Source organism: Paenibacillus oralis, from assembly GCF_003863965.1.
GTDB lineage: Bacteria > Bacillota > Bacilli > Paenibacillales > Paenibacillaceae > Fontibacillus > Fontibacillus oralis.
Window position 1 is genome coordinate 7,290,970 of the sequence record NZ_RRCN01000001.1, and the last position, 26,667, is coordinate 7,317,636.

The window sequence follows — 26,667 nt, forward strand, 5'->3', positions numbered from 1 at the left end:
GCTCATTCCTTAACGATAGTTACATTTTGGTAGTAGTGTTGCAATATTTCCCGGTAATCATACCCGGCGTCGGCCATTCCTTTGGCTCCCCATTGAGATAATCCGAGCCCGTGGCCGTTTCCGCGGCCGACAAACAGAAAAGCGTTGCTCTTGTCGATGACCCGGGCCGTTTGGTCCGCGCCCAGCACCACCATACTTCCGCCGCTCAAGGACGTTTTTCCGGAAGCGGATAAAACCGCCGCGTCAGAAGCGGCCGAACCGGTGGCCTCTCCGGCACCTTGAACAGTATACCTTCCGGTTGGAACAATTTCAAACAGGGTGCTGGGCAAGCCGTTTAAGGCGGATCGGAATGAATCCGGATATTTAACGTCCAAAACTTGGCCGTTCGCTTTGATTTGCGTCACTCTTCCGGACGTTCCTCTTTGCGTAACCTCCAGGCTCGTAATCGGAGAAGGCGCTTCGGCCGCCGTTTTGCCTTTTAGCGATTTTGACAGCTGATCGGAGGTGTAAGGCCCCCGAATCCAAGCATAGGAACTGGACTCCTCCACCTTGCTGAGCACGATGGCCTTATCTCCCGGGCTTAGTTTCGCCACTGGATCAGCGTCGGATTGAATCAGGGGAAGCGGACGCACGTTCACGTTGTCTGCCGTCACGGTCAATAGCTCCAGCCCGGCCGCGTTCGTTCCCGCGATCTTGGCGTTGTCTTCCCGGACATACCCGGTTTTGCCGTTGTCGAGCAGAATCTGGTACCACGATTTCAAAGAAGCCTGGGCGGACTCGTCACCTTCGCTCTTCACGCTGGCGTAAATCGGATTGACGTTGCTCCACACTTCCGCGGCATCGGCGGTGACGCCGCCGCTGTTGGATGAGAACAGGCCTTCAACCACTTTGCCGCTTACCTCCAGCACTTCGCCGGCGGTGCTTTCGACCGCTTTCACGACGCTGTCCGCCTCCTGATCCACGCCGTTGTAAACCTGGCTTAACGTGGTATCCACCAAACCCGCGACCTTATACTTGTTCAATTCGGCATTGTACAGCGCGTAGCTGCGGGCGGCGACCGCCTGCGCCTTGAGCGCTTCCTGCGGCCATGAAGACGGTACTTCGGCGGATACGACCGAATATAAATATTGCTCGAGCGGCAGCACGTTAACGAGCGCCAACTGCCCGTTCACTTTACTGATTTCAAAATCGCCCCGGTACCTGCGTTCGGAACGCTCGACGACCTTAATCGCCGAGTTGTCTTTATTGTCACGGACCATCAGCTTGGCCCCTTCTCCGTACAGTTCGTAATGCGCGGCCCCATTCGGAGCGCCCAAAGCGAGCGAAACATCATTATGCAGCAAAATAGCAGGCGTCACCATATCCACAGGGGTTAAAAACAGCTGCGGCTCGGTTAGGGCCAGCTCGGCCTGCAATGTCGCTTGTTCGGCCACGCTGGACATCCCCCCGATCCACACCGCATACTTTCGCGGGCCGGTCATGACCGCAAACGCCTCGATGTCCTGCCCGTTCAACGTTTTGGCTAGCGATTCGGCTTCATTCCGTGAACCGAAAAGGCCGGCCGATATGTAATAAGGCCCCCGCACACTTGGCTTTTGGCCTAGGAGCTGGCCGGATAAGGACTGACTGACCCGGCCGGCAGCTGTCAGGGCCTCGGCCGCGCTGGCGTACGGGCCGGTATAAATCCGGTAAACCGTGCCGTCCGGCCGATCAACCGCGTAGGCCACCGGTTTGTCGGCGGTGCCCTGCAGTTTTTTGACCGCGGCGGCGACCGTTCCCCAATCGGCGCTTTCCAGCGCCTTCACTTTAAAGCCGTTGACGCTAAAGCGGGAGGTTTCGGCTGCGGCCATTTCCAGCCAAGGCTCAAACTCCCCGCCAGTTAAGATGCCCGCTTCCGCGGCCGCTTCCGCCTTCAGCGTTACCGCCGGCGCGGTCGATCTGTAGGTGCTGCCAAGATCCAGGTACATGGCTACGCGAACTTGTTCGGAAGCCGCAGCGCCGGCAACCCCCGGAAATTGTACCGCTGTAGTCAGCAGCAGAGCGGCTGCGATTCCTTTTCCCCATTTGCTGAATGTGATTGCCCGTTTCGTCCCTCTCAAACGCGATTCTCCTCTCTATGATGCGATGCTATCGATTTGCCGCCATTAAGGCGTTTCCGGCATGGGCAGCCCCAGATGCTGATAAGCCGCGGGGGTCACCATGCGGCCGCGCGGGGTCCGCTGCAAAAATCCGATCTGCAGCAAATAAGGTTCATACACGTCTTCAATCGTTTGGCTCTCTTCGCCGATCGTCGCCGCAATCGTATCCAGTCCGACCGGCCCTCCCCGGAAGCTCGTAATCATCGCCCGCAGCATTTTGTGATCGATGAGATCGAGTCCCATCGGATCGACCTGCAGCATCTTCAGCGCTTCCTTGGCGATGTCCGTCGTGATCATCCCATCCCCCCGCACCTGCGCGTAATCCCGGACACGTCTCAGCAGCCGATTGGCGATCCGCGGCGTCCCTCTCGATCTTAAGGCGATCTCCTCGGCGGCGTCGCCGACCATTTCGATGCCGAAGATATCGGCTCCCCGGGATACGATAAAGCTGAGCTCGTCGACCGTATAAAATTCGAGGCGGCTTACGACGCCAAAGCGGTCGCGCAGCGGCGCCGACAACAGCCCCGCCCGGGTGGTCGCCCCCACCAGCGTAAACGGCGGCAGATCAAGCCGGACCGAGCGGGCGCTTGGCCCTTTCCCGATCATGATGTCCAGGGCAAAATCCTCCATCGCCGGATACAGCACTTCTTCCACCGTGCGGTGCAGGCGATGAATTTCGTCGATGAACAGCACATCGCCTTCCTGCAAATTCGTCAGCAGGGCGGCCAGGTCGCCTGGCCGTTCAATCGCCGGGCCCGACGTCGTGCGGATGTTGACGCCAAGCTCGTTGGCGATAATGTTCGCCAGCGTCGTTTTGCCGAGTCCCGGCGGCCCGTAAAGAAGAACGTGGTCCAGCGCTTCGTTGCGCATTTTCGCCGCTTCAATGTAGATTTTTAAATTTTCCTTGATTTGGCTTTGTCCGATATATTCCGCCAAGTAGCGGGGCCGGAGGCTCAGCTCGACGGCCTGATCCTCCATCATCAAATTCGCCGATATGATCCGGTCTTCCATCATCGCGCGTTCGCTCTCCTTCCTGTCCTTCTCTCATCAGCCGGCATACAGCAGCTTAAGCGCCTTTTTCATTACCGAATCCACCGCTTCATCCGGGCTGACATCCTCCTTCATGCGATGCCACACCTTGTCCAATTCGGCGTCCGTATATCCGAGCGCCTTAAGCCCTTCCCGGGCTTCCGGCCAGCCGGGATATGCGGATTCGGCCGCAGGGAGAGCCTCGGACGGATCATCAAATAAAGAGGGGCCGCCCATCCCTTCGAGCTTGTCTTTCAAGTCCAAAATCATGCGCTGCGCCGTTTTTTTGCCGATGCCCGGAAGTTTGGTCAGAAAACCGATATTCTCCTGGTGAATCGCGGCCACCACATGGTCGGGACTGCCCCCGCTCAAAATGCCCAGCGCCACGCGCGGCCCGATGCCGGACACCTCGATCAGCTTGCGGAACAGCCTCTGCTCCTCGCGGGTCGGAAAGCCGAACAGCAAAATCGCGTCTTCACGGACGTGATGATGCGTATAAATCGTCACCGTCTCTTGTCCTTTCGCGGCAAAGGCGTACGGGTTTGGACAAAACACCTGATAACCTACACCCTGCACGTCCAGTACAACATACTCCGTTTCCAAATGGGCCACCTGGCCCCGCAAAAAATCGATCATGAACGCAATACCTCATTTAATTTAGAATTTAATGTGTAAGAATGCGCGTGGCAAATCGCGACGGCCAAAGCATCCGCCACGTCGTCCGGCTTTGGGATCGCCTGCAGCTTCAGGAACATGCGGGTCATCTCCTGCACCTGCCGCTTCTCGGCTTTGCCGTATCCGACGATCGCCTGCTTGACCTGCATCGGCGTGTATTCCGAGACCGGCAGCCCCTTCTGGACCGCGGCCAAAACCAGTACGCCTCTAGCTTGTCCTACCGACATCGCCGTCGTGACGTTGCGGTTGAAAAACAGCTTCTCCAGCGCCACCGCATCCGGCTTATATTTTTCGATCAACTGAACCATGCCTTCATACACATGAAGCAGCCTTTCTTCCTCCGGCGTATGCGCCTCCGTCTGAATGCAGCCATATTGAACCGGAGTCAGTTTGCTGCCCTGTTTATCGATAAATCCGAACCCTACGATCGCGATCCCAGGGTCGATTCCAAGTATACGCAAGCTCATCTCTCCCCAAGTGTGTGCTCGAACTCCCGTCTTTCTAACGGAGCTCGCGTCCCTTTTTGAAGCGAACATATGTATTCACTTTATTATAACAAAAGATCGCATGCATTGAGGAAAAAGTTTGTAGAGCGCCGGGATAGATAAGTACATAAAGTTCCGCTATTTCTTGAGCAGCAAATAAGCAGCTTCTTTCTGCGATAATACCACACTGGAGGGCAACGTCAACGTCCATTAAAAAAAGCGCCGCCCATCCCATGATTCGGAATGAGGACGCTCCTTTGGCCCGCCGCACTGCTACTGCTCTTCATTTTGCTGCATGACCTTCTCAGTCTGCTCTAAGGCAAAATCGCTAAAAGTGGACAAAACGCTGTTGTACTCTTCAACGTCCTGAATGCGGATGCCCTGCTGCAGCTGCTTCAAAACATCCGCCGGCAAGGCGCTCTCCATCATCTCAACATCCAATTGAAAAAAGGTCCGGATGACCTTTTCCTTCTTGGGAGGTCCGTCGAACAACGTCAGATTGCCATCCTTGTCGATGCCGATATATCCTTGCTTGCTGCAGGTTTCGGACAGCCCGTTGATCCTTTCGTCGATCCACACATCGCCGCCGGCCCCAAGCCGCCCTTCCCATTCCGGATGGGCTTTCATCAATGCCGCGATTTCATCCGGCCGCATAATGCCCAATACGCTGCTTTCTGCGCCACAGGTATAGATTTTATTCAAATGAACGATGCGGGTGCGATCCGTTCTCTTCAATTCGGTTAACCAATCATCCTCGGCCGCTTCGGGCGCTGCCTCCTGCAGCTTGCCCCAAGTTTCCATCGCGATCGGCTCATTGGTCATCAAGTTTTCCATCTGATCGGACAAGGGCATCCCGAGCCAAGCCATGATCGCAACCAAACTGCAGGCGCCGATCGTCCAGATGGCACGTCTCCATCTTCTCCATCTTCTTTTGAGTTGCTTTTTGATATGGAAGATATTCACGGTTATCCCCTTCTGTCGGAGTTTATTTTCTATTGTGACCGACGGAAAGGGGATTTATTCAGTTCAAAAAAACAGCCATCCGCGCGGATGACTGTTGATGAATCGGGACGACACGATTCGAACATGCGACCCCCTGGTCCCAAACCAGGTGCTCTACCAAGCTGAGCTACGTCCCGTAAAATTTCAGGCCTCCGGAAATCAGGCCGCTTTTTCTATTATAGCGTCGGCAATTAATTAGTCAACTCTAATTATTTATTCTTGGCTCCGAGGCATATTCAATATTCGATCTTGTCGCTGGAAGCTCTCCAAGCGTTAAACGGCAGCAGGCTTTCGGCTGTTTTGATTTGTTCCATTGGAATAAACCGCTGCTCCATCGGTCTGGCGATTTCTTCATAAATGAACTGATCGTCAAATCCGATCCCGGCCGCCTCCTCCTTGGTGCAGGCATAATAAACGGCGTCGGGACGCGCCCAATAAATCGCCCCAATGCACATCGGACAAGGTTCGCAGCTGGTGTAAATCGTACAGCCTTTCAGTTGAAAATCGTTTAGATGCCGGCAAGCTTCGCGAATGGCCTGCACCTCGGCATGGGCTGTAGGGTCCTTAAGTGAGGTAACCAGGTTGCGTCCCCTCCCGATGATTTTCCCATCCTTAACCACAATCGCGCCAAAAGGGCCTCCCTGTGCATGGCGTACATTTTCGTAAGCTTCGCGTATCGCCGTTTCCATCCAATAATTATGGTTATTTTCTCCCATACGATGTCACCTCTCGTGTAATGCACCTTAAGCGGTGCTTTAAGCATTATAACCCGGATTGCCCGCTTTCGAAAAAGCATGAATGAGCCCTACTTGAGCTGGAGATAATTTTAGCATAATTCTTACTTCCGGAGGCTAACAGCGTGAACCAAACGATCGTTTCCGATACCCGTTCTGAAATGGATATGGATATACAGCCGATTTCACCCGTATTGGAATCTAATTTAAAGTGGCTCGAAAAGCGTTTTGAACACTGCGATGATTTATCCGTTTTTCAGTGGCACTTTGGACCGGAGTTCCGGCACACCGCATTTTCCGTTTATTTTGATTCGTTAATCGAAAATAAAACATTAAATTATATGAAAACATCGCTTCAGGACCTGGTCCCCCACGAAGTAGGCCCTGCAATTTCTATCATTCCCGAAGATGTAATTCGCTTTTTCAGCAACCACGGTGTTTCCACACAATCCGCCAAACTTGTAAACGATTTAAAAGAAGCAACGGATCATATTGTTACAGGGCATCTTGTTATTTTCTTTGATGGTTGGGATCAAGCTTTGTCTTACAAAGTTGCTTCACTAATCACCAGGCAAGTGACCGAACCGAATGCAGAATCCGTAGTTCATGGCCCGCGCGAGAGTACGGTTGAAAATGTGCAAAAGAATATCGGTATGTTGCGGCAGCGGCTAAAAACTCCTAATTTTAAATTAGAAAAATTTATGCTTGGCGCAGAAACCAAAACGGAAGTCAATATCGCTTATTTGATAAATACGGTTAACTCGGAGGTCTTAAATGAGTTAAAAAAGCGAATTTCCGGGATGCAGCAAGTTAATGTTCTTGATACCTCTTTTATTGAAGAGTCGATTGAGGATTCGACTTATTCTCCATTCCCTCAATACCGCTATACAGAACGGCCGGATACCGCTGCCGCAGCTTTGTTGGATGGCAAAATCCTCGTGATCGTCGAAGGCACGGGTTCGATTTTAATATGTCCGGGACTTTTTGCGGAAATGTATCAATCCCCGGAAGATTTTTACCAAAGAAGTATGATGGCCTCTCTAATTCGCATTATGAGGATCATTGCATTTTTTATTGCTTTAAGTTTGCCCAGCATCTATATTGCTTTAACGACTTTTCATCCGGAATTGATTCCTACCGTTCTTTTGCTTGCCATCATGAATGCGCGGGAAGGAATTCCGTTCACTGCATTTATTGAAGCAGCTATCATGGAATTTTTCTTTGAACTTCTTCGAGAAGCCGGGGCCCGATTGCCAAGACAGATTGGCGCCACGATCAGTATTGTCGGCGCTCTCGTTATTGGTGAAGCAGCCATATCTGCAGGTATTGCTTCTCCGACGATGGTCGTGGTCGTTGCATTAACCGGAATTGCTTCTTTTGCCATTCCTCAATACAACATGGCTACCGCTTTAAGAATTATAAAGATTCCGCTCATGATTTTAAGCGCAGTCCTGGGCGGATTCGGCCTGATGATCGGTTTTCTCTGGATCTTGCTGCATTTAGCGAGTCTCAGATCCCTTGGGCAGCCCTACCTTGCCCCGTTAGCGCCTCTTCAACCTAAACAATTATTGGATACGCTCATTCGTGCCCCGTTAAAAATTTTACTGCGTTCACCGCGCAGCAAGCTGATATTCGGATCTAAAAAATAAAAAGCAATTTTTTTGAAAGAAGGCTTTGTGATGCGAAAAATTGCTGTTGCCGGTTGTCTGATAATCTGCGTTCTATTGCTGCCGGGTTGCTGGGATAAGGCAGAACTTACGGATCGGTCCTTTATCTTAGGACTTGCTATAGACAAAGCCGATAACGGAATGGTTGATCTTACCGTGCAAATATACAAGCCGATACACTCCGGCGGTTCGGAAGGAAAGCAAGGCGGTGGAGATATTTCCTATATCAATGTGCAAACTAAGGGTGAAACGATGTTTGACGGGATTCGGGATATTACCCTTCATGTAGGACGCAAAGGACAATGGAGCCATTTGAAGGCGATCATTGTAGAAGATCAGGTAGTACAAATCTATCCTGTCGGTGACGTTTTGGATTTCTTTTATCGGGATCATGAAGCTAGACTAAGTTCTTCGTTTTTTATTTCCCAGGGGAAAGCAGCGCAATATTTGGAGATAAAGCCTTTAATAGAAAAAACAGTAAGTCAACAGTTAATACAAATTACAGAATATTCTAATCGGCACAATTACAAAACAACCGACACTTCTTTACTTGATCTTTTTCTCGGTCTTCGCAGCCAGACGGGGATTTCGTTAGTCCCTTACATCACTAAAAAAGACGGAGAAAAAGGAGCAGAACTGATGGCTAACGGAATGGCCGTCTTAAAAAAAGGAAAATGGCAAGGGATCGTTTCTCCTCAAGATACGCGAATGATTCATATGTTGCTAAATCAGTACAAGGGTGGAATTATCCGAGTTCCGTGCGAAACGGGGAGCGATTCGAAAGGTGCACGCGACAATTCCCTGGAAGTATTATCCTTCCATTCCAAACTAAAACCGCAAATTGAAGGTGAGACGGTCAACCTTCAAGTATTCGTTCAGTTCTCAGGAGCTATGGGAGAGATGAAGTGCACGAAATTAAAAACTCCGGAAGATGAAAAAAAATTTGCCGCGGCCGCGGCTCAGACAGTTGAAGAATCTTTAAGGAAAACCTTGAACCAAATGAAACAAAAGAAATTAGACCTGATTGGATTAGGAGACCGGATTTATCGTAAAGATCCAGCCTTATGGAAACGGTGGAAGCGGAATTGGGAAGAGCGTTTCGCCGATACTCAATTCGACGTTAAAGTAAAGGTTGAAATAAAGAATAGCGGAACTGCAATACCAAAACCGCTTTCTACGGACAAGTAGCAAAGGAGCATTAAACGAATGGCTGAAAAATTGATGGTCGTGATTTCGAGTTATTTGTTAATGACGGTTTATAATCTTGCCAAAACAAAGAAAATAGAGCTGCGCGACAAGATCGCATACGGAGTGACCGTAATTGTCTCTATTTATCTTGGTATTGAGTATGTTGGGGATTTGGGAATGCCGATTCTTCACGACATTGCAGCATGGCTGTATAAAGGTTTGGGGCGTAGTATTACCAGGTATTTAGACGTAGCTTCTTAGAAAGGAGCAGCATAATTTTTATGAATAAGCAAATCATAAGTCAAGAACAATTGATCGTATTGTTTTTTGTTTATTTGACCGGCTCGGTTATTGTAAACCTTCCCGGTCCGTTAATTGGATTCGCCCAGAACGGGGTATGGATTTCTCTGCTGCTCTCCGGCGCGGCTGCCATGATTCAATTGCTGCTTGTCCTTTATTTGGATAAGGAATATCCCGGGAAATCTTTTATTGAATACAGCCAAGCTGTTTTGGGAAAGTGGCCCACCGTTGTTATTGTTATCCCGTTTATTTCGCTCATGTTTGAAATGAGTACGGATATCGTATTTGAAGTAGGCAAATATGTTAACAGTTCTTTAATGAGGCAAACTCCCCAATACATATTCGATATCTTTATCTTCACCACAGTGGCCGTCACTGTACGTGCAGGGATTGAAGTCATGAGCAGAATGTTTACTATTTTAATCTTCGTCGTGATGCTGTTCATCATCTTGACGATGTTGTTGTCCTTTCCTAATTATCACAGCGAATTTCTTTTGCCTATTCTTCCTGACGGAATCAAACCTGTATTACATGGCGCCTACGTTTCATTTGGTTTCACCCACGCGGAAGCGGTCTTGCTTGCCCTGCTCTTTCCTTTTGTTCGCCGGCCGGCCGGGGGGTTACATAAAAAGCTGATTATTGCGTTTGCTATCAGTATTATCACATTGATTGCGGTCACGATATCAACCATTCTTGTTTTCGGACCCTTGGCCGGGGAAAGAAAGTATTCGATGGTAGAGGTTGCGCGAATGATTGATATACAACCTATTATTCAGCGGGTAGAATTCATTGTTGGGATAGCTTTAATCGTAAGTTCCTATATGAAAGCCTGCATTACACTTTTCATATTAAATCAATTAATTGTACGTGTATGTAAATTAAAGGATGAGAAAGTGCTTATATTACCACTGGCTTTTATCAATATGCTATGTGCTTTTATTTTGCATAGAAGCGAAACCAGATTGTTCGAGCACATCACGGTAATCCTCCCCCTTTGGAAGTTTAGCGGATTTACAATTCCTTTGTTAATCGTGGTTGCCATTCATCTGCTGAAGAAAAGCCGCACCACATGAAATTCCATGTGATACGGCTATGAAAATGGTCGTTATCGCGCAAGCCATCCCAATAAAAATTCACTTGATGGCATTGTCGTGCAATGAACCTCCAAAAATTCTGTTTTCTTTATACTTCACCAGATTTTCATACCCCACCGTGTTATTTCCCCATGTTTTTTCATACTCCCAGCCGGTTAATTGTTCAAAAACTTTGCGGGCTTCGGGTGTAACCTCTTGTTTAGAGCCGCCATTTTTCAAGCGTTTAATTTCATCCAACAATACGACGTGATTTTCTTTCGTTAATTTGTAACGATAGGAGATCATCAAACCTCCCGCCAAAAAGATCAGTGTGCCAAACAGCAGGATAGAAATAATCATCGTTATAGCCGAATCCGGTTGCGATGATTGTCCGGATACAAAACCTGCTTCTTGCAAGGCCACACCCACTAAAAAGACAGCTAAAGCCTGTGTCCCTTTTCGGATCAAACTCATGACACCGGCGAACACGCCTTCACGTCTTTGACCGGTTAATGCTTCATCTACGTCCGGAATAAATGCGTAGTTGTTCCAGGGGATGTAGTTCAGCCCCCCGCGTCCCAATCCGCAAATTCCAATCATAACAAACAATAAAGCGGTGCTATTCAGCGTTCCGGTGAACTTTAAGACGATAAAACCAATAATTCCTGCGATAAAGAGAGAAATTGCCGTTCGATACGCCGGGGCGGGATTTAATTTAATCGTTAAGGTAAGAGCAATCCATACGCCAAAAAGCTGCATGACATACATAAAGGTTAACAAGTTGGATGCGGCAACAGCACTTTGCATGAGAGCAAAAACAACAAAATAAGTAAATACGGCGTTGAATACATCCTGGCTTAAATATCCGCCCAAATACATCCCCAGATGGTGGCGGAATGTTTTTACCCGTAAAGTCGAAATTAAATCCGCATAGATCTTATGAACATTTTGGAAAAAGGTTCTACTATCAATGACTTCCTCTTGAGGGATTTCATCGAAAGGACGTTCCCATGTATTTTTGTAAAGCAGGGACAATACCACTATAAATATGACCGTGAAAATCATACCTGAGTACAGGAAGGTAAGAGGATCATCCTTACCCAATGCTTCCACAAGACGGCCGGGAATAAATGCGGCGAATACGGCGGAAGCTTGAGCGACAAACATTCTGGCTCCCGTAAACTTCGAACGTACTTTATAGTCGCTGCTCATTTCGGCGGCAAGCGTATCATAAGGAATTAAAATCATGGAATACACAATTTCAAACAAGATATAGGTTAATAAGTAATACCAGTAACTAAACCCGGAAATCCAAATGGCCGTATAAACAAGGACAAGCGGAATGGACGCTAATATAAAGAACTTCCGTCTTCCAACACGCCGGCCAAGTTTGGTTTTATGAAAATTATCCGTAATATATCCCATCGTTGGTGCGGCAACCGCATCTACAATCCGGGCAATCGCGAAAATAGAACCGGCCTCCACGGCGGTTAGGCCGCAAAACGTGGTTAAGAAGAAAAGCAACCACGCTGCTGTCAAGGCAAAGGCGCCTGCCCCTAAGAAATCACCTAACCCGTAGGACAAATAATTCATAAATTTGGGTTGTCTAACCACTTTACTCTCCTCCATTTTGGGAAATTATGAGCTGGAAATTTAGATATACGTATGAAGATATTCCGATAGGCAAAGCACGGCAAGCGATTGTCCATAAGGCATGGTGGTCGTTCTAATTGCCTTGTAAAATTCCAAGGTGTCTCCCATACCTGTTCCTACGGACACTTTTTGCAATGCGCCTGCTTCATTAATTTCACTCATAATCCCACGGATAGCCTTGTGGACGACTTCTTTATATTCCTGGCTGACATACCGCTTATGCACGGATTTTAAAATTCCATAGGCAAATCCGGCTGTAGCTGAGGCTTCCAAATAAGAGCTCGGGTCATTAATTAGCGTATGCCATAAACCGCTTTCATCCTGGTAGCCGGCAAGAGCTTCAATTTGCCTGTTCAATGTATCGATCAGGAATTCACGGAGAAAATCCCCTTTTTCCAATTCCAAGATTTCAATAATCTCGGGAATCGCAATCGTGATCCAGCAATTTCCTCTTGCCCAGAGCGCTTCGGCAAAATTATGGTTTCCTTCAAAGGTCCAGCCGTGGTACCATAACCCTGTCTTTCTATCCGTTAAATATTTGATATGGATGAGGAACTGCTTTTTGGCTTCTTCCAGGTATTCAGGTTTGTTTAGCAGTTTGCCGATTTTTGCGAGCGGCAGCACGGTCATCATCAATGTGTCATCCCAAAGCTGATTTTTGTTCTCCGGTCCATAGGTCATATGCTGTAACCCGTCTTCTTTTGTCCGAGGCATATCATGCATGACCCATTCAGCCCAATCCTCCAAATAGGGCAGGTAGGTCTGGTTTCCGGTATCCTCATATAAAAAGGCCAGTGTTAACAGCGGCGCCATCGTATTGACGTTTTTCGGCGGCGCGCCTTCCTGGATTCTGGCATGAAACCATTCATTGATCATTTCCAGAGCCCTTTGGTCATTGGTCAATTTCCAGTATTTATAGATTCCGTATAACCCTACGCCTTGCGGCCAGTTCCACACGTTCCAGCTTTTGTCATCCACAATCAACCCATCAAAGTTAAGTAAAAATTCACCGCTTTGGTCCTTGATTTCCGTGAGATTATTCATTAATAAATGAATGTCATCAATGACCTCTTTCTTGGCGATCGCCCTTTCCTGCAACACCGTAATCCCTCCAAATCATGATCTCTTTCTGCCCGATTGTGACCGTTTTCACTTATATTGCCATTGTAGTGAAAGTGCTTTCTTGAAACCATAAAAAAAACAGAGGTTTACGTTTAATTTACAGACTGAATACTTGCTTAAGTTTTTAGGGCGCACCAATCAAAACAAAAAACCAGCCCATAGGCTGGTAGCACATTTCATGAGTGTTTTAGGGTGACTTATTTCTTCCCAAAATCGTATCCGCTTGCATTCTAAAGGACTTTGCCCCTTCTTCCGGTGTAATTTTCTTAAATAAAATCTGCTCGGATAGACCGTGGAAGGGTTTCTTTTCGCGCATTAATGAGGAAGAAGCTGCGGAGAAATTTCGCTTCGCTGCAGAGCGGCGGGAATTCGTGTCCCGATGGGCACGCTGGAGCAATACGGAAAGCCGACGCGGCTTGTTTATTACGTAGAGGCAAGAGCCAAGGAATTGCAAACCACGCTGGCCACCTTAAACAGTTCCTTGCCTTCCTCCGCTGTCGCCTATTCCGTAAACGGTACGGTCATTGAAAGTTTGCAGAAAACGCTCAAAACGCAAAGCGCCTTCTTTTTCGCGATGGCTCTGTTTTCGTTTTTGACGGCGATTTTGATGATCGGGAACCAGGTAGTCATTTCGCTTCTCCAGAAAAAAGGGATGTGGCCATTTTTAATACGGTCGGCTGGTCCACTGTTCGCCTCTTGCGCACCATCCTGGCCGAAAAACTGATTTTGGCCTTCGCCGCCGGAACAATCGGCTCCACGTTAGGACTCGCTTTACTTCTTTCATACCTTTGCTGATTGGTGTCGATTAAAATGGTTCATATGGTATATTCATAGAAAAAAAGCATTCGACGATCTCACCAATTTCTTGACTGGAGAAAGATTAGAATGAGTTCAAGTTTTAAGCTTTACGCATCCGTTTATCTCATTCGGATCAAGCATATGTCATGGCACGATATCGTTTTAACTTTGTCTCTTGCTGACCCGGGGGACATATCAATTCACTACGATGTTAGCCGAAAAGGGCTTCTCATCCACATTTATAACGGGTTGCTGGGAGCTAATAGGGATGTCCGTTGGAATTGGTCTGTTTGCCGGGAACCTGATGATGGCGGAAATGCGCTTCTTATGGTCGCTTAGAATAGGACGTGAGTTTCAACGTTATCTCCCCTATAGGACTTGTTTATGTTGATCAACTTGATAGTTTCTGCCATGACGACCTCCAAATTATCGAAATTTTGTGTGATAGAAAAGATCAGCAAAGATATATGTATATGATCCAAATTTTGGATGGAAAGGTGAGAATATATGAAGGGCCGCGTTCCAGGTTTAAGCAAGCATAACCAAAAGACACCGAGAAAACCGCCCGGAACGAGTTCTGGGCGGCATACATAATATTTTACGTATAGGGCAAAGGAGACGCTACTCTGGCTTCGCCTGGTCTCCTCTTGATGTACTGATAACCACGTTCCCTTTCATCTTGCTTTCCATTTGTCCATAACGGCCATAAAATCCTTTTATAGCGTCTGACTTTCCATTATATATTTCTCGTTCAGCATCATGCAGCTTATTATCCGTCAGTTTCGTGACGGCCAGAACCTTCACATCCGTAAAGAACCCATTTCCCTCTGCTTCATACTCGATAAAAATACAAGCTTAACTAAAGCAGTTGAATATACTGCGAGGGTAGCCCTTGATAACGTAAGAATAAGGCCGGTCCACTGGCCGTTACTCCAAAACATGTATAATAAACCTTCGAACCTATGGCATTGAAGCTTGATGTAAAACTTAGGGAGTTAAAATTTTGACACCACCAATGTTAATGACGTGCTCCCTTACTATGTTGTAGAGATCACCAAACAGCTGGTAGCTATCTTGAAAACCAAGTATTGTAACGCGAATAAAATAGCCTATCTTAATGACCTCGTTTGGACGAGCGGCTCTTGAAGCGATAAAATTGAAGGGAAATCTTTATCTGAAGCAAGACGGAGCATTTGATATCCTATCCCGGATAGACCTAACCATAGTCCTTGAATGTTTGAGCACTTAGTGATACCTGTCAAGTACTCTCCTTTGCTCTGATAGTAATTTACAGCTTCCATTCCATATCCTCGGGCCAATTCAACCCATTCTGGCCGATTCAAGTATTTTCCCGCTAGAAGTAATAATTCTAAGTTTCCAAGATCGCCATGGCATAAACAATGACTATTGCCAAAACCGTATCGAATCGTCGTCGCTACTGCCTGTTCAATTTCGTTTGTAATTTGCTTGACTTGTGAAGATCGTAAAAATGGAAGACACATCGTCAAGCCAAGCCCGATTCCACTTGCTCCGTGACACCAATTAGCCAGGGTGGTACCAGCTTCGCAATCAACCCAATTCCCCCATTCACTCGAATAATGAGAACGAACATATTGAAGTGCATTTTCTGCTGTCTCACGATAAGCTTCCTTTCCTGTGACCGCTGCAAGACGGAAAAGGGCCCAAGCAATTCCCATGCTTCCATGTCCTAAACCTACATAAACATCTGATAACACGCTTGACTGCCAAAAGTATCCTTTATCACTTTTTTGGGCATTTTTAAGCAAGTGATCTCCGTACATAGAGGCAATCTCAATCTCCTGCTCCGAACCACGCATCTTTGATTCGTTGAGGAGGACATGAATAGCTCCAGCTGCCCCGCCAAGTAAATCATAGAATGTGTCCTGCTCTACACTTCTACTCAAATTGTCCAATAGATTTAGACGATGCTGTTTCCATTCTTTATTTTCCCCCATTATATTTTCCAGTTGGGTGATAACATATAGTACGGAAGCCTGTCCATAAAAAGAAGATGGGAATTTAATGGTTATTGGGAATTTCTCTAACGTCGATTGAAATGCCGCCAAACTATATTTCTTAAAATGTTGTTTCTGCGTTATTCGATACAAATGTGCAAAAAAGAGCGAAATGCCGCCTGTACCATCAAATAAGCCCCCTCTTAGTCCAGACATACCTAGTTGCCCCAAATAATTAGGATTTAATCCTATCCAGGTCGCTGTCCGTTCGTTACGACTCAATATAGCTTCCTTTACCAGCTGTTCTCCTATTCTGATTGCTTCATTTAAAAATTGATCCGACTTAATAACCGACTCTTTGGTTGTATCCATATTAGCTGCCTCTGGTTCAACAGAGTGAATTTTTTTGCTTAAAGATGAACCTATAATAGATTCGGTAATCCATTTAGCGTATAATTCAATTTTTTCAGGAGTCAGAGATAACAGCTTCTGTTTAGTATGATCCATGGCGGTTTCTTTAAAAACATTATCAATCTTTTGGTCACGGCTATCCCACAGATGATGAGAGTCGGGGAACGAATAAAAATAAGGAATATCCCCTATACACAAATCCTTTATCTCTGAAGAAATAAGCCTATCGTCAAGGTAGGAAAACCACATTCTATCGAGCAAACGTTCATAGTCAAGGGCATCCCTTCCATAATCGGGATGTGTTAATTCTAGAAGAAAATTCATATAAAATTGGGAGGTTCGCAGAAGAATACGTACTGGAACTTTAGAAAATATCTTTAATGGTCCATCGATGCTGAGCATTTCTTCTCTGTTCTCGATAAAGAAATAACAAATATCTTTATAGCCATTTACATAATCGGTTAAGTAATCAGCAGCTGATATAGTTGTACCGTTCAATGATGGTAAGTTGTGACTTGATGTAGTGATATGCCGCGCCCGAATATAGCGCATATTATCAGTATTCATATCTACAACCTTTAACACATTGTAGGGAATTAATTGCTCTCTATCGTTTAGACCGCTTAACTCAATTCCCAATCCTTTTTCGTCCTGATGAAAAAGGATTGGTAAGAATGATGTCCCTATAGGAGAATTACGTATTGCAAATTGAGCTTCTACATCGGCTGAATCAGGAACATCTTGCTTTACTTGGTTATGGAACAATGTCTCCAAGTCAATAAGCATTGGATGCTCTCCGCAAGCAATAATGTTTTCACTGTGGAAATCCGCACCTTCCAGGAGATGAACGATTCCTAAGTAAGCACCTAATCGCCGATAAAAATTCCGAATCTGGTCCTTAGTCTCACATTGTTCGGCTCTCACAAAGGCTTCATATCCATACTCTTCTCGATCGATAATTGGGACTCCTTTAAACTCAGGATAAAACCTTTTACTATTTATCCAACTTAAAAAAGTGTGGAATGCATGAGAAACAGCCAGAGACTTGGGCTTATACATAAAAGTTTGACCAGATTTAAGTTGAAAGCGCATTACAGTTTTTCCGCCCTTGTGAGAATCTCCTAAATCAGCTTTTATCGCAATAAGAGGGCTTTCTTCTAGTTGGAATGTTTCTTTCAGCACCTTCCAATCCTGAATAAATCGTGTTATTGCTTCTTCTATGACGGTAACAAACATGATTGTCCGTTCCGAAAGTAATCGGGCAAACATAGCATACTCTAAAAAAAACAATCGAAGATTACCATTGTCAACCATATGTTTTTCTACAAAATTTGAGAACCGTTCTTCCGGAGTGTCGCCTTCCAGTTCCTGCATAGCCTTCGCAACATGTAATTCCAGGACAAAGGAACGCCCTGCTATTTTACATAACTGGGATGTTAAATGCGGTAGAATTGATGATATTAAGAGGGAAGTATTTATATATTTTCCTTGTGCATCAATGGATGCCAATAAATTTTCCAACTTCATATTTGCCCATAACAAAAATGGTCTTACTAGAAGTTCGATCGAACGTTGTTCATTTTCTTTTATATTTATCTGGCAATTCAATTCCAAAGCTTCCTCTAGTACCATTAACCAATCTGCATTGTAATCCATAATAGCTGGAAGACAGCTCTCGTTCCATTTTAAATCCTGTGTGGTCTGTATTAACGAACCAAAAATCAATTTATTAACTCCCAATGACTCGAGCTTAGCTTTTCTTTTCGCTTCTGTTTGAACTAGAGCAAACTGAAACCATTCCTCTAAAGCCGAATTACTTTGTTGCTGGGAAAAAGCACGGGTAATTTCATGATTATGTAACAATTGCAACCGCTCATGTACAAAAAGTGAACGTAGAAATTGTTCTTTCATATAAGCGCTCACTCCTTATTTAAATAATAATAAAGATGGGGTACGTAATTAATACGTACCCTCCTAGTAGCCTATTTACCTTAGTGCACTGTTGTAGGGAAACAAAATAATCCTGTAATAATGGTAATTGGAATAGTAATAGTCGGAGTAGCTTGAGGTTCAACCAGACCGCCGTGAACTCTTGCCAATTCTTCCGCACCTACTTCTACCAGAGCGTCACCAGCAGGATGAACAATATCCACAGTGCGGAAGTTAGGATTCTTCCAAGCCTTTACCAAATCTTGCGTTGTCATATAGCAACCTCCTTTCATTTATTTTTTTACTTCTATTCTAATATATTACAAAAAGAGTTTTATTTGCACTTCATAAAGCTGCAGAAACGTCTTTGACAAAAAAAGAAAATAGTTGGATAATTATTATTACAAGTAAATAATGGTATTATTATCTATTTTGTCATATACAATTTTTAAATTTCGACAAAGCTTTTTCTTTAAATTTATCCATAGCTCTATAGGAGGTTGAAAGGGGTTGGCAAAATTATCTTGTAGAGAACAAGAAGTCGCAATTCTTGTGGCACAAGGACTTAAAGATAGCGAGATATCAAAGACGTTAGGTATAAGTATGCGACGTACCGGTGAAATTGTAGCTTCTATTAAACACAAATGGAATATTAAAACAAGAGCGGAACTTGCGATAGTCGCCCATCATTTTGGGCTAGTCTGCATAACGACTAATTTGGAGGTGATTCCAGCTGAACATATTCAAAAAAAAGATTCCCTTCATCGAACAGATGGAACACAGTGAATGCGGCCTGGCTTGTCTAGCAATGATATTGGGTTATTATGGGTACAATACAACTCTACCGGAAATACGTAAAAGATTTGGGGAAGCCCCCTCTGGAGTAAACATGCATCAACTTCAAATGATGGCTCTTGAATATAAATTGGAATGTAAAGGATACAAGATAACTACAGAGCAACTAGATCGTATGAAGCCCCCTCTTATTTTGTTTTGGGACAATAATCATTTTGTTGTGATGGAAAAATTCAGGAAATATAAGGTGAGCATACTAGATCCGGCTAAAGGACGGTACGGAATTAGTATAAAAGAATTGGGTGAAAAATTTTCTGGTTTTGTTCTTTCACTTGTCCCCGGAGATCTTTTTACACCGAAAAAAAGGAAGAAAGAGTTTTTTTTTATTTTGTCCGTGCTCAAAGGATGGAAACTGCTTTTTTCTATCATTCTTGTAGCCTTGTTCTTACAGGCTATGGGAGTATTCATTCCTCAATTAACACAGTGGTTCATAGATGACGTAATAGGAGGACAACGTCAAAATTTATTGTTTCCATTTAGTATTGCTATCGTTCTATTATTTTTATATATTTTGGGATTTCATTGTTTAAGAGGATGGCTTATTGCAAAGCTGCAGTCCAAAATAGATACAACGATGATGACACAATATATTGGACGACTTTTTATGCTCCCTTATAACTTTTTTGAAAATCGAAAGGGAGGCGAACTTGTTTTTCGAGCAAATTCTAATATCCTAATCCGAAATGTTCTTTCAAACCGTGTTGTTTCTATTATAATAGACTGCCTTTCTTTTATCACCTTTGCAGCATTAATGCTGAACAACATGGTTAATATGGGTATAATTGTTATTACTATAGGAATTTTCATGCTTGGATTTATTTTTTTAAGTTCATACATTTCGCAAAGATTATCCCGTCAGGAAGTTTCAACTCAAACTGAACTGTACGGATTTTTATCCGAAAATATTCAGAATATTACTGATTTGAAATTATTAGGAGCAGAAAGGGATGCGATTGCAAAATGGAAGTCAATCTTTGAAAAGCAATTAAAAGCAACTGAAAAGCGAAACGTTTGGACATCGATATTAAGCTCCAATTCGGTTAGTATTCAATTGACACTCCCCTTATTTGTACTATGGCCAGGGGCTTATTACGTACTTGAAGGTAATGCAACCTTAGGAAGTTTAATGGGTTTTCAAGCATTGGCTGCCTCTTTTATAGTTCCTATTGTTTCTTTGGGGCAAACCTATTCTGATATTGTGAATGTTCGAACCTATATTCAAAGATTACAAGATGTTATTGAAAGTCCGCCTGAATATACAGGAGAAAAGGTACCTTCAATATCTTTTCAAGGCCATGTTGAATTTTGTGATGTTTCCTTTAAATACAATAAATATGGTAATGAAGTTCTAAAGAATATTTCTCTCATTGTACGTCCGGGTGAACGGTTAGCTATTGTTGGCACGTCGGGATCTGGAAAAAGCACACTCGCAAAATTGTTGCTTGGTCTATATGAACCAACCGAAGGTTTTATCAAAATCGATGGAACAATGTTACATCTATGGAATAAGCAAGAGCTTCGAAAACGAATTAGTTCCGTGGTACAAGAATCTCGTTTATTTAATTCAACTATCGCAGATAATATAAGAATGCATCACAACGATATTACGTTGGACATGATTGTTCAAGCTACGAAACAAGCAGCCATTCACGATGACATTATGAAGCTTCCACTTGGTTATCAAACAATGGTATCCGAAAACGGATTTAATTTTTCTGGAGGTCAAAGACAAAGGCTTCTCCTCGCACGTGCATTGTTATATCAACCTAAAATCCTTGTACTGGATGAAGCAACCAGTTCGTTGGATTCGACTTCGGAACATCTTATTTGTGACTCTTTAAGTCATATTCAATGTACTCAGATTATTATTGCTCATCGCTTAAGTACTGTTCGACATGCTGATCGTATCGTAGTTCTTGATAATGGGCAAATAATTGAGGAAGGAAGCCATCGGGAATTGTTATATTTAAAAGGGCAATATTACAATCTCTATACTTTACAGGAAGAAAAGCATTCATTCTCACCAATTTCTTGACAGGAGAAAGATTAGAATGAGTTCAAGTTTTAAGCTTTACGCATCCGTTTATCTCATTCGCATCAAGTATATTTCATGGCGCGATATCGTTTTAACGCTATTTCTCCTTCTTTTGCTGCTCCGCGGGACATATCAATTCACTACGATGTTAGCCGATAAGGGCTTCTCATCCACATTTATAACGGGCTGCTGGGGGCTAATAGGGATGACCGTTGGAATTGGTCTGTTTGCCGGGAACCTGATGATGGCGGAAATGCGCTTCTTATGGTCGCTTGGACGAGGGGCTCGTTTTTTAACGTCATATATGATCTGGAAAAAGTCCCCCTTTGTTCTTGTGCTTGTTTGGATGCTGCTGGGTCAATTGCTTTGGTCACCGTCATATAGTTTTGGACAAGCATTCCTAATGCTGTTGCTCGGACTCTCTTATGCAGAACTCGGTGTCTATTGCTTTGTGGTGCTTTCGGGAATGGCAAGAGAGCGAAAAGCCGGATCGCTATCGTTAGCCTTGCTGTTATTGACAGTATTGGCGCTTAATATTTCATTGATGATGATGCCCATGATGCCTACGGTTCGGCTGATTGTTGCAATAGTCGTTACCTTGCTGCAATACATCGCCGCTTTTCAAGCGTCACGCTTCTCCTGGCCGCAAATGATAAGCGCAGCTCCGCCGGCTGAATCCGGCGCCAAACGGCATATCTTGTCCCGCTATCCGTTACTTCGTAAAGAGGTTTATTTTCTAACCCGCTTCAAAGATATGTTTCCTTTTCTTATTACCGTTTGTTTATTACAGCTCTTTACCTACTATTCGGCAGTTGATACCCCGATAGTTGTCCCGGTAGGTGCAGCCTTGATGGTCTGGCTAGTCAGCGACGTTTGGATTATAAGAAGCTTCGCTGCCGAAGGCAGAGGTATAGCACTATACACCGTTACCTTGGATGCCTGGCATAGAGGGTTATGGGCAAAATGGCTTTTTTATGGGACAGTAGGCACAAGTTTGTTCATCGTTCATACCTTAATCTGGGGATTTCGTTTAGACTGGACTTGGACGGTATGGTCGTTTTTCGAGTTATTAGCGCAGTGCCTGCTGCTTACTTCCACGTTAGTATCATTCAGTTTGCTGGTTGGATATTACTTTACAACTCAAGGACGTATTTCGCTGCCCGCTCAGCTTTTAATTACAATCTGCATGTTTTTGTTCATCTATTTACACCAAGCGAATCTAGTATTATTCATAATCGTCTCAATAACTATACAACTTGGATTTTATCGACTTTTACGCCAGGTACCTAAAAGTCTTCCCGGCAAGTTTTCTATATAAGGAGAGATCAAATAAGATGCAGACAAGCTTAGCGCTGTCCTTGCAACTGCAGCAAGTCAGCTATGCTTACGAAGATAAACGCATCCTGCATGGCATCGACTGGACCCTACAGGGGGGAGAAATTACGGTACTGCTCGGTCCCAACGGCGCAGGTAAGACGACGCTGTTGCATTTGTTGGCCGGGATGAAGCCGGCCCAGCAAGGCAGCATTTTGCTAAACCAGCAAGCAGTTCATTGGCAGGACCAACAATATAAAAAACGCATCGGCTATATGATGGAGTTTCCGTTTCAGTATCCGTTCTTGACCTTAATCGAAATGATGCGGCTTATCGGCCAACTGCGCCACGTCTCCCCTGATCAACTGGAGGATCGAATACGGCACTGGCTCAAGCATTTTACATTGGAACCGTACAGCAACTACGCGATTGGCGCTTTGTCCCAAGGAACTGCAAGGCGGGTCGCACTGGCATCCACATTGCTGCACGAACCGGATATCCTTCTTTTAGATGAGCCGACCAACGGACTTGACCCAGATCAAGTCATAATCGTACGCGATACATTGCAGCAATACTGTGCCCGAGGTGCTCTCATCCTGTTATCCACTCATATTATCGGGCTAGCGGAAAAACTGGCGAATCAAGCCGCTATATTGCGAAATGGCCGTATTGTATATGCCGGCAAATTTACGGGGGATCTGGAGAGTCTATACGTGGCAAATAAATAACCTGCTGCTTAAATCAGTAATAGCCACCGGCCTAGCCGGTGGCTTCCACCAGGCCTAAAAGGGCTATAGTACAAGCAAGCGCCTCAAATGCGCATTGAAAAGTCTACTAGGGGCGCGAGTGCCCTTTAAAGGTGATTTTATTGCCTGCCTTTTTTACGTAATCCCCCGTGAACCGGTACAATTCTTACATGGTGAGTTGTTCGTAGTTCTTGCTTTCTGCTAGTTGATTGCGAATGTCCCCCTCAATTCCCTATAAATCCACCAGTCTTCGGGATTTCGGCGCAAATACGATGTGGTATTTGCAGTTACATTTCATGTGAGCTAGACTGCTCTTATCCATCCCTTGTCCTCCTTGATGATTTGGTAGCGGTTGGTAGACCAGCTCCCATCTTATCACCAAAGTTCAATGGATGACTCACTCATATCTGTAAGCTTTCCTGAACCCCAGTCGAACTTGGGGTTTTCTTATACAATAAAAGGCAGTCCCTTCTATAGGACTACCTTCGCAAAAATCAATTTTCTCTTATTTTAAAACAAGTAAATTTCCATGCATATTGTGATAAAAATAAATTAGTTGAATGTTGGTGCGAGGGATGTATCCAAAACAGAAGTGCTTAAATTTATACTAAATTAACAAAGACAAACATGATAAAAAATAATACGGTTAGTTCTGATCAGAGTGAAGATTATCCAAATTATCGTTATGACGTTTTTCTGTGAAAATCAAGCAGAAACACATGCAAATACAAGTAGCTAGTGTCGAAACAGAGGGAGTATACTGCTGTGCAGCATTTTTGTTTAACATTTTTAGTCCTCCTTTTTTCTTTTAGCATTCTGCTTTGAATACATCTCTTGCGCCAACATGACAACTTATTACTTAATAACCGAATAATTCAAAAAAGTTGAAGAGTATCTAGGTATGAGTTTAGTTAAGTTCTCGATAGTCAAATTTTTAATTTCGTCGATAAATAAATCGTCGATTACTAATCCAAGATCTTTTTCAAGGTCCGTCAAAATATAAATAATATTACGAACTGACGTTATGCCAAAAAGATTCGTTGTATCATTAAAGTCTTCTTTTATATACATAGAAACCGTCTTCTTGATAACTTCATATACCTTTGTGTAAATCATATTAGTCTCCCCTCCTTTTAAACTGCAGCAACGTTATTTTGGAGCTCTTGTATAATCATTTCAAAAACCATTTGCGTACTCGTTGAATCTGAAATATTGAAGGTATTCTTGTTTTGCTGTGGCTTGACGATATTTTCAACTAAGTAAGAATTATCTACGGAATAATAATTTATTCTTTTAGTTTCAAAATTGTAATCGCATATTTTTTTAGAAATATGAAAATAATTCACTACTACGCCAAAACGGTAATAACAAGTTGATTTAATTTCTTGAATATTCTGTTCTGTATAATTTCCGCCATATAAACTCAAAATCGATAAATCTGGTGTTACAGCATTACTAATTAAAAACGGAAGATAACCATAGCCATTAGGAACACTGTTGCTATACTTTAAGATACCTCCGGGAACACCTAAAATAATCACATCGGGTTTCTCCTTTAACTCAATTTTTTTTATAAAAGAGTTCAAATTCTGAACTTGCTGGGAGAAAATCAGTCCCTTGTTATCAAGACTTGATGGAAGAGTATGAAACCCCAAGAGTTGAGATATTGGATTACTCGAAATTAGACTGGCACGATATCCTTTAAGGTGAAAAAAGTCACGTAGATCAAGTTGTATTCTCCACTTTTCACAATTTTCACCAAGTCCTAGAATCATGATAACCGGAACATCTATACTGACTATCTCGGTACTTGGTGTTATGTCAGACAGTTCAGGGTTTAAACAAATCCCTTGCCCTTTAAATAATTCCTTAATGATTGGTTCCAACTCAATTTCATAAATAATTTGTTTACCATACTGCTCTGCGAGAGTAATTATCCGATGATATATAGAACTATTAATTTGGAACATGGGTAAACACAATAAAAATATGTCGATTGAATGAATTAGATTTTCCGAATAAAATCTTTCTTCAGAACAAATGTACTCTGAAAATTCGCCAGATTCACTAAAGGATTCCCAACCAGTAGGAGTAATGGCGTACACCAGTTCATAATCTCGAATTTTGTTTTTATACTGTAAAACCGGCATTAATTCCTCAAAAAACGGATAAATCGCCAACTTCTTTCTCATGTTATCAACTCCTCCTTATTAAATTGATATTTGAATTCTCTTAGCATTGTGTAATTTTTTAAATTTTCTAAGGCTACCGCCCTTACCCTATTGCATTTACTAAGTTTATAGCTTTTTGAATATTGCTCATCCTTACCATTATCCGCTGAGGCAGGACATATTGAACAACAATGAAATGCCCAACAATCTTTACAATGATCTTCTGTCACTGATCCAACATTAAGAATTTCTCGAACTTTATCTATTTCAAATCCCTGCTCTACATTTCCAATTTTCATTAACGTTGAATTTTCATTTATTCGCTCACATGGAAAGAAGTTTCCATTCACATCAACAAAAAGTTTTTTTAGTCCTGGGACACAGGTTCCACTTGGGTGGGCTTCTGATGGTGTTTCTTTTATAGGAGAAAAAAATTCTTTTAAACTAAAAATCATTTCTATATCTCCTTTATGATACGAAACAGGTTCTTTTTTTAATTTTCCTAGAAGTATTAGATAGGCTTTAAGTGCCTCATAATTTCTTTCCTCGAAATAATCCTTTCCGTAAGTAAAGCTCATATCGGTATAGTTCAAAGATAATGTATTGAAGTTAACTTTTGAAAGATCTACTATGTCTTGGTTGCTCCTGAAAAAATCAAATATTTCACCATAATTGCTCCCCGGGTTAATTACTGTATTAAATTTCATTTTTTCATGTAACTGGGGATACTTCTCTTTAATTCGCTTAATGTTTTGATATAACACGTCATAAGAACCACGTCCACTAGCAAAAGCACGATTTCTATCATGTATTTCTTTTGGCCCATCCAAACTAACCATTATGGTTAAATTATAACTACTGGCTGCATTCGCAAACTCGTCATCTAACAGTGTTGCGTTCGTAGTCATACCAAAAGATATATCTTTTCCATGGACTTGTTTTAAAGTATAGTCCATAGCAGCGATTACTAAATCTTTAGCAATTAAAGGCTCTCCCCCATAGAAGGACACATGTAAATGATCGACATCTTTAGAATGAGCAACCATAAAATCTATACCTTTTTTTACAGTTTCCCACTTTATATTTTTAGCCAAATGAGAACGATTTTCGTAAATTCCATTATCAGAGTAAGGACAATATGAACACCGCAGATTACAATTTTGGGACATTTGAAATGTTATAGAGTTAATGCAACGCTCTAATTGATACTCTAAAAATTCTGTAGCCGGATGTTGTACTTTTGTTATCGGTGAATCCAACAATATTCCTTGTTTTTGATATTTTTCCAAAATCTTAAAATCCTCAGCATCATCACTTCCGGATTTAACTCTACACAATGATTCGTACTGTCGTTGTGTTGTTCTAT

At 43.6% G+C, this 26,667-nt stretch carries 21 protein-coding genes, 1 tRNA gene and 1 pseudogene; 9 read left to right on the forward strand and 14 right to left on the reverse strand.

Annotation, left to right across the window (positions count from 1 at the left end; all coding sequences use genetic code 11):
* Positions 1-2: 2 nt before the first annotated feature.
* The 7 genes from EHV15_RS32320 to EHV15_RS32350 all read right to left on the reverse strand — a co-directional run bounded on the left by EHV15_RS32320 (position 3) and on the right by EHV15_RS32350 (position 6,045).
* Complete coding sequence (locus tag EHV15_RS32320) at positions 3-2,099, reverse strand: SpoIID/LytB domain-containing protein (RefSeq protein WP_246061854.1); 2,097 nt, start codon at positions 2,097-2,099, stop codon at positions 3-5.
* A 45-nt stretch (positions 2,100-2,144) separates the two neighbouring features.
* The gene (ruvB, locus tag EHV15_RS32325) at positions 2,145-3,149 is read right to left on the reverse strand and encodes a Holliday junction branch migration DNA helicase RuvB (protein WP_128635660.1); all 1,005 of its coding nucleotides are present in this window, start codon (positions 3,147-3,149) and stop codon (positions 2,145-2,147) included.
* A gap of 36 nt (positions 3,150-3,185) precedes the next feature.
* Complete coding sequence (gene ruvA / locus EHV15_RS32330; RefSeq protein ID WP_128634874.1) at positions 3,186-3,803, reverse strand: Holliday junction branch migration protein RuvA; 618 nt, start codon at positions 3,801-3,803, stop codon at positions 3,186-3,188.
* Positions 3,800-4,303: a crossover junction endodeoxyribonuclease RuvC gene (gene ruvC, locus EHV15_RS32335; protein WP_128634875.1), complete on the reverse strand. Its 504-nt coding sequence runs from the start codon at positions 4,301-4,303 to the stop codon at positions 3,800-3,802. The genes ruvA and ruvC overlap by 4 nt, the downstream gene beginning before the upstream one ends.
* Positions 4,304-4,600: 297 nt before the next feature.
* Positions 4,601-5,290: a BofC C-terminal domain-containing protein gene (locus EHV15_RS32340; protein ID WP_128634876.1), complete on the reverse strand. Its 690-nt coding sequence runs from the start codon at positions 5,288-5,290 to the stop codon at positions 4,601-4,603.
* Between the two features lie 102 nt (positions 5,291-5,392).
* Positions 5,393-5,466 (reverse strand) — tRNA-Pro (locus EHV15_RS32345).
* A 99-nt stretch (positions 5,467-5,565) separates the two neighbouring features.
* Positions 5,566-6,045 (reverse strand): nucleoside deaminase, encoded by a 480-nt coding sequence (locus EHV15_RS32350; protein WP_128634877.1) that lies wholly within the window; start codon positions 6,043-6,045, stop codon positions 5,566-5,568.
* A 179-nt stretch (positions 6,046-6,224) separates the two neighbouring features.
* Here EHV15_RS32350 and EHV15_RS32355 point away from each other — a divergent pair, with 179 nt between their 5' ends.
* From EHV15_RS32355 to EHV15_RS32370, 4 genes are read left to right on the forward strand one after another with little or no spacing between them, the layout of a single operon-like run.
* Positions 6,225-7,712, forward strand: a complete 1,488-nt coding sequence (locus EHV15_RS32355; protein ID WP_178076092.1) for a spore germination protein — start codon at positions 6,225-6,227, stop codon at positions 7,710-7,712.
* 30 nt (positions 7,713-7,742) lie between these two features.
* The gene (locus EHV15_RS32360; protein WP_128634879.1) at positions 7,743-8,918 is read left to right on the forward strand and encodes a Ger(x)C family spore germination protein; all 1,176 of its coding nucleotides are present in this window, start codon (positions 7,743-7,745) and stop codon (positions 8,916-8,918) included.
* 18 nt (positions 8,919-8,936) lie between these two features.
* The gene (locus EHV15_RS32365; RefSeq protein WP_128634880.1) at positions 8,937-9,179 is read left to right on the forward strand and encodes a hypothetical protein; all 243 of its coding nucleotides are present in this window, start codon (positions 8,937-8,939) and stop codon (positions 9,177-9,179) included.
* Positions 9,180-9,199: 20 nt separating this feature from the next.
* The gene (locus EHV15_RS32370; RefSeq protein ID WP_128634881.1) at positions 9,200-10,291 is read left to right on the forward strand and encodes a GerAB/ArcD/ProY family transporter; all 1,092 of its coding nucleotides are present in this window, start codon (positions 9,200-9,202) and stop codon (positions 10,289-10,291) included.
* Positions 10,292-10,351: 60 nt separating this feature from the next.
* Here EHV15_RS32370 and EHV15_RS32375 read toward each other — a convergent pair whose 3' ends face one another.
* Positions 10,352-11,905 carry an MFS transporter gene (locus EHV15_RS32375; RefSeq protein WP_128634882.1) on the reverse strand — a complete coding sequence of 518 codons (1,554 nt, stop codon included), beginning with the start codon at positions 11,903-11,905 and terminating at the stop codon, positions 10,352-10,354.
* Positions 11,906-11,944: 39 nt separating this feature from the next.
* Positions 11,945-13,045 carry a beta-galactosidase BglB gene (bglB, locus tag EHV15_RS32380; protein ID WP_128634883.1) on the reverse strand — a complete coding sequence of 367 codons (1,101 nt, stop codon included), beginning with the start codon at positions 13,043-13,045 and terminating at the stop codon, positions 11,945-11,947.
* Positions 13,046-13,445: 400 nt separating this feature from the next.
* Here bglB and EHV15_RS32385 point away from each other — a divergent pair, with 400 nt between their 5' ends.
* A complete protein-coding gene (locus EHV15_RS32385) occupies positions 13,446-13,790 on the forward strand; it encodes a hypothetical protein (RefSeq protein WP_128634884.1) in 345 nt (114 codons plus the stop codon).
* Between the two features lie 1,183 nt (positions 13,791-14,973).
* Here the strand turns inward: EHV15_RS32385 and EHV15_RS32390 are convergent.
* Together EHV15_RS32390 and EHV15_RS32395 are read right to left on the reverse strand one after the other, a co-directional pair.
* Entirely contained in the window at positions 14,974-18,162 is a 3,189-nt protein-coding gene (locus EHV15_RS32390) for a type 2 lanthipeptide synthetase LanM family protein (RefSeq protein ID WP_128634885.1), read from the reverse strand.
* 80 nt (positions 18,163-18,242) lie between these two features.
* On the reverse strand, positions 18,243-18,455 hold the full coding sequence (locus EHV15_RS32395; protein ID WP_128634886.1) for a mersacidin/lichenicidin family type 2 lantibiotic: 213 nt from the start codon (positions 18,453-18,455) through the stop codon (positions 18,243-18,245).
* Between the two features lie 235 nt (positions 18,456-18,690).
* Between EHV15_RS32395 and EHV15_RS32400 the strand changes: the two genes are divergently transcribed.
* The 4 genes from EHV15_RS32400 to EHV15_RS32415 are packed head-to-tail and all read left to right on the forward strand — an operon-like array spanning position 18,691 to position 23,112.
* Positions 18,691-18,966, forward strand: a complete 276-nt coding sequence (locus tag EHV15_RS32400; RefSeq protein WP_128634887.1) for a response regulator transcription factor — start codon at positions 18,691-18,693, stop codon at positions 18,964-18,966.
* Positions 18,967-18,988: 22 nt separating this feature from the next.
* The gene (locus tag EHV15_RS32405; RefSeq protein ID WP_246061855.1) at positions 18,989-21,070 is read left to right on the forward strand and encodes a peptidase domain-containing ABC transporter; all 2,082 of its coding nucleotides are present in this window, start codon (positions 18,989-18,991) and stop codon (positions 21,068-21,070) included.
* 16 nt (positions 21,071-21,086) lie between these two features.
* Positions 21,087-22,388: a hypothetical protein gene (locus tag EHV15_RS32410; protein ID WP_128634889.1), complete on the forward strand. Its 1,302-nt coding sequence runs from the start codon at positions 21,087-21,089 to the stop codon at positions 22,386-22,388.
* A gap of 16 nt (positions 22,389-22,404) precedes the next feature.
* Entirely contained in the window at positions 22,405-23,112 is a 708-nt protein-coding gene (locus EHV15_RS32415; protein ID WP_128634890.1) for an ABC transporter ATP-binding protein, read from the forward strand.
* A gap of 259 nt (positions 23,113-23,371) precedes the next feature.
* Here the strand turns inward: EHV15_RS32415 and EHV15_RS32420 are convergent.
* From EHV15_RS32420 to EHV15_RS32430, 3 genes and pseudogenes are all read right to left on the reverse strand, one after another.
* Positions 23,372-23,452: pseudogene (locus EHV15_RS32420) on the reverse strand (IS200/IS605 family transposase); the annotation flags it as partial.
* A gap of 811 nt (positions 23,453-24,263) precedes the next feature.
* Positions 24,264-25,322 (reverse strand): TIGR04066 family peptide maturation system protein, encoded by a 1,059-nt coding sequence (locus tag EHV15_RS32425; RefSeq protein ID WP_128634891.1) that lies wholly within the window; start codon positions 25,320-25,322, stop codon positions 24,264-24,266.
* Complete coding sequence (locus EHV15_RS32430; protein ID WP_178076014.1) at positions 25,319-26,590, reverse strand: radical SAM/SPASM domain-containing protein; 1,272 nt, start codon at positions 26,588-26,590, stop codon at positions 25,319-25,321. Before EHV15_RS32430 ends, EHV15_RS32425 begins: the two co-directional genes overlap by 4 nt.
* Positions 26,591-26,667 lie beyond the last annotated feature (77 nt).

What these genes read in the sequence shown, in the direction of transcription:
- ruvB (WP_128635660.1), bottom strand. Translation starts at nt 3,149, where the DNA reads ATGGAAGACCGGATCATATCGGCGAATTTGATGATGGAGGATCAGGCC.
- ruvA (WP_128634874.1), bottom strand. Translation starts at nt 3,803, where the DNA reads ATGATCGATTTTTTGCGGGGCCAGGTGGCCCATTTGGAAACGGAGTAT.
- EHV15_RS32350 (WP_128634877.1), bottom strand. Translation starts at nt 6,045, where the DNA reads ATGGGAGAAAATAACCATAATTATTGGATGGAAACGGCGATACGCGAA.
- EHV15_RS32355 (WP_178076092.1), top strand. Translation starts at nt 6,225, where the DNA reads ATGGATATGGATATACAGCCGATTTCACCCGTATTGGAATCTAATTTA.
- EHV15_RS32360 (WP_128634879.1), top strand. Translation starts at nt 7,743, where the DNA reads ATGCGAAAAATTGCTGTTGCCGGTTGTCTGATAATCTGCGTTCTATTG.
- EHV15_RS32365 (WP_128634880.1), top strand. Translation starts at nt 8,937, where the DNA reads ATGGCTGAAAAATTGATGGTCGTGATTTCGAGTTATTTGTTAATGACG.
- EHV15_RS32370 (WP_128634881.1), top strand. Translation starts at nt 9,200, where the DNA reads ATGAATAAGCAAATCATAAGTCAAGAACAATTGATCGTATTGTTTTTT.
- EHV15_RS32385 (WP_128634884.1), top strand. Translation starts at nt 13,446, where the DNA reads ATGGGCACGCTGGAGCAATACGGAAAGCCGACGCGGCTTGTTTATTAC.
- EHV15_RS32390 (WP_128634885.1), bottom strand. Translation starts at nt 18,162, where the DNA reads ATGAAAGAACAATTTCTACGTTCACTTTTTGTACATGAGCGGTTGCAA.
- EHV15_RS32395 (WP_128634886.1), bottom strand. Translation starts at nt 18,455, where the DNA reads ATGACAACGCAAGATTTGGTAAAGGCTTGGAAGAATCCTAACTTCCGC.
- EHV15_RS32405 (WP_246061855.1), top strand. Translation starts at nt 18,989, where the DNA reads ATGATATTGGGTTATTATGGGTACAATACAACTCTACCGGAAATACGT.
- EHV15_RS32410 (WP_128634889.1), top strand. Translation starts at nt 21,087, where the DNA reads ATGAGTTCAAGTTTTAAGCTTTACGCATCCGTTTATCTCATTCGCATC.
- EHV15_RS32415 (WP_128634890.1), top strand. Translation starts at nt 22,405, where the DNA reads ATGCAGACAAGCTTAGCGCTGTCCTTGCAACTGCAGCAAGTCAGCTAT.
- EHV15_RS32425 (WP_128634891.1), bottom strand. Translation starts at nt 25,322, where the DNA reads ATGAGAAAGAAGTTGGCGATTTATCCGTTTTTTGAGGAATTAATGCCG.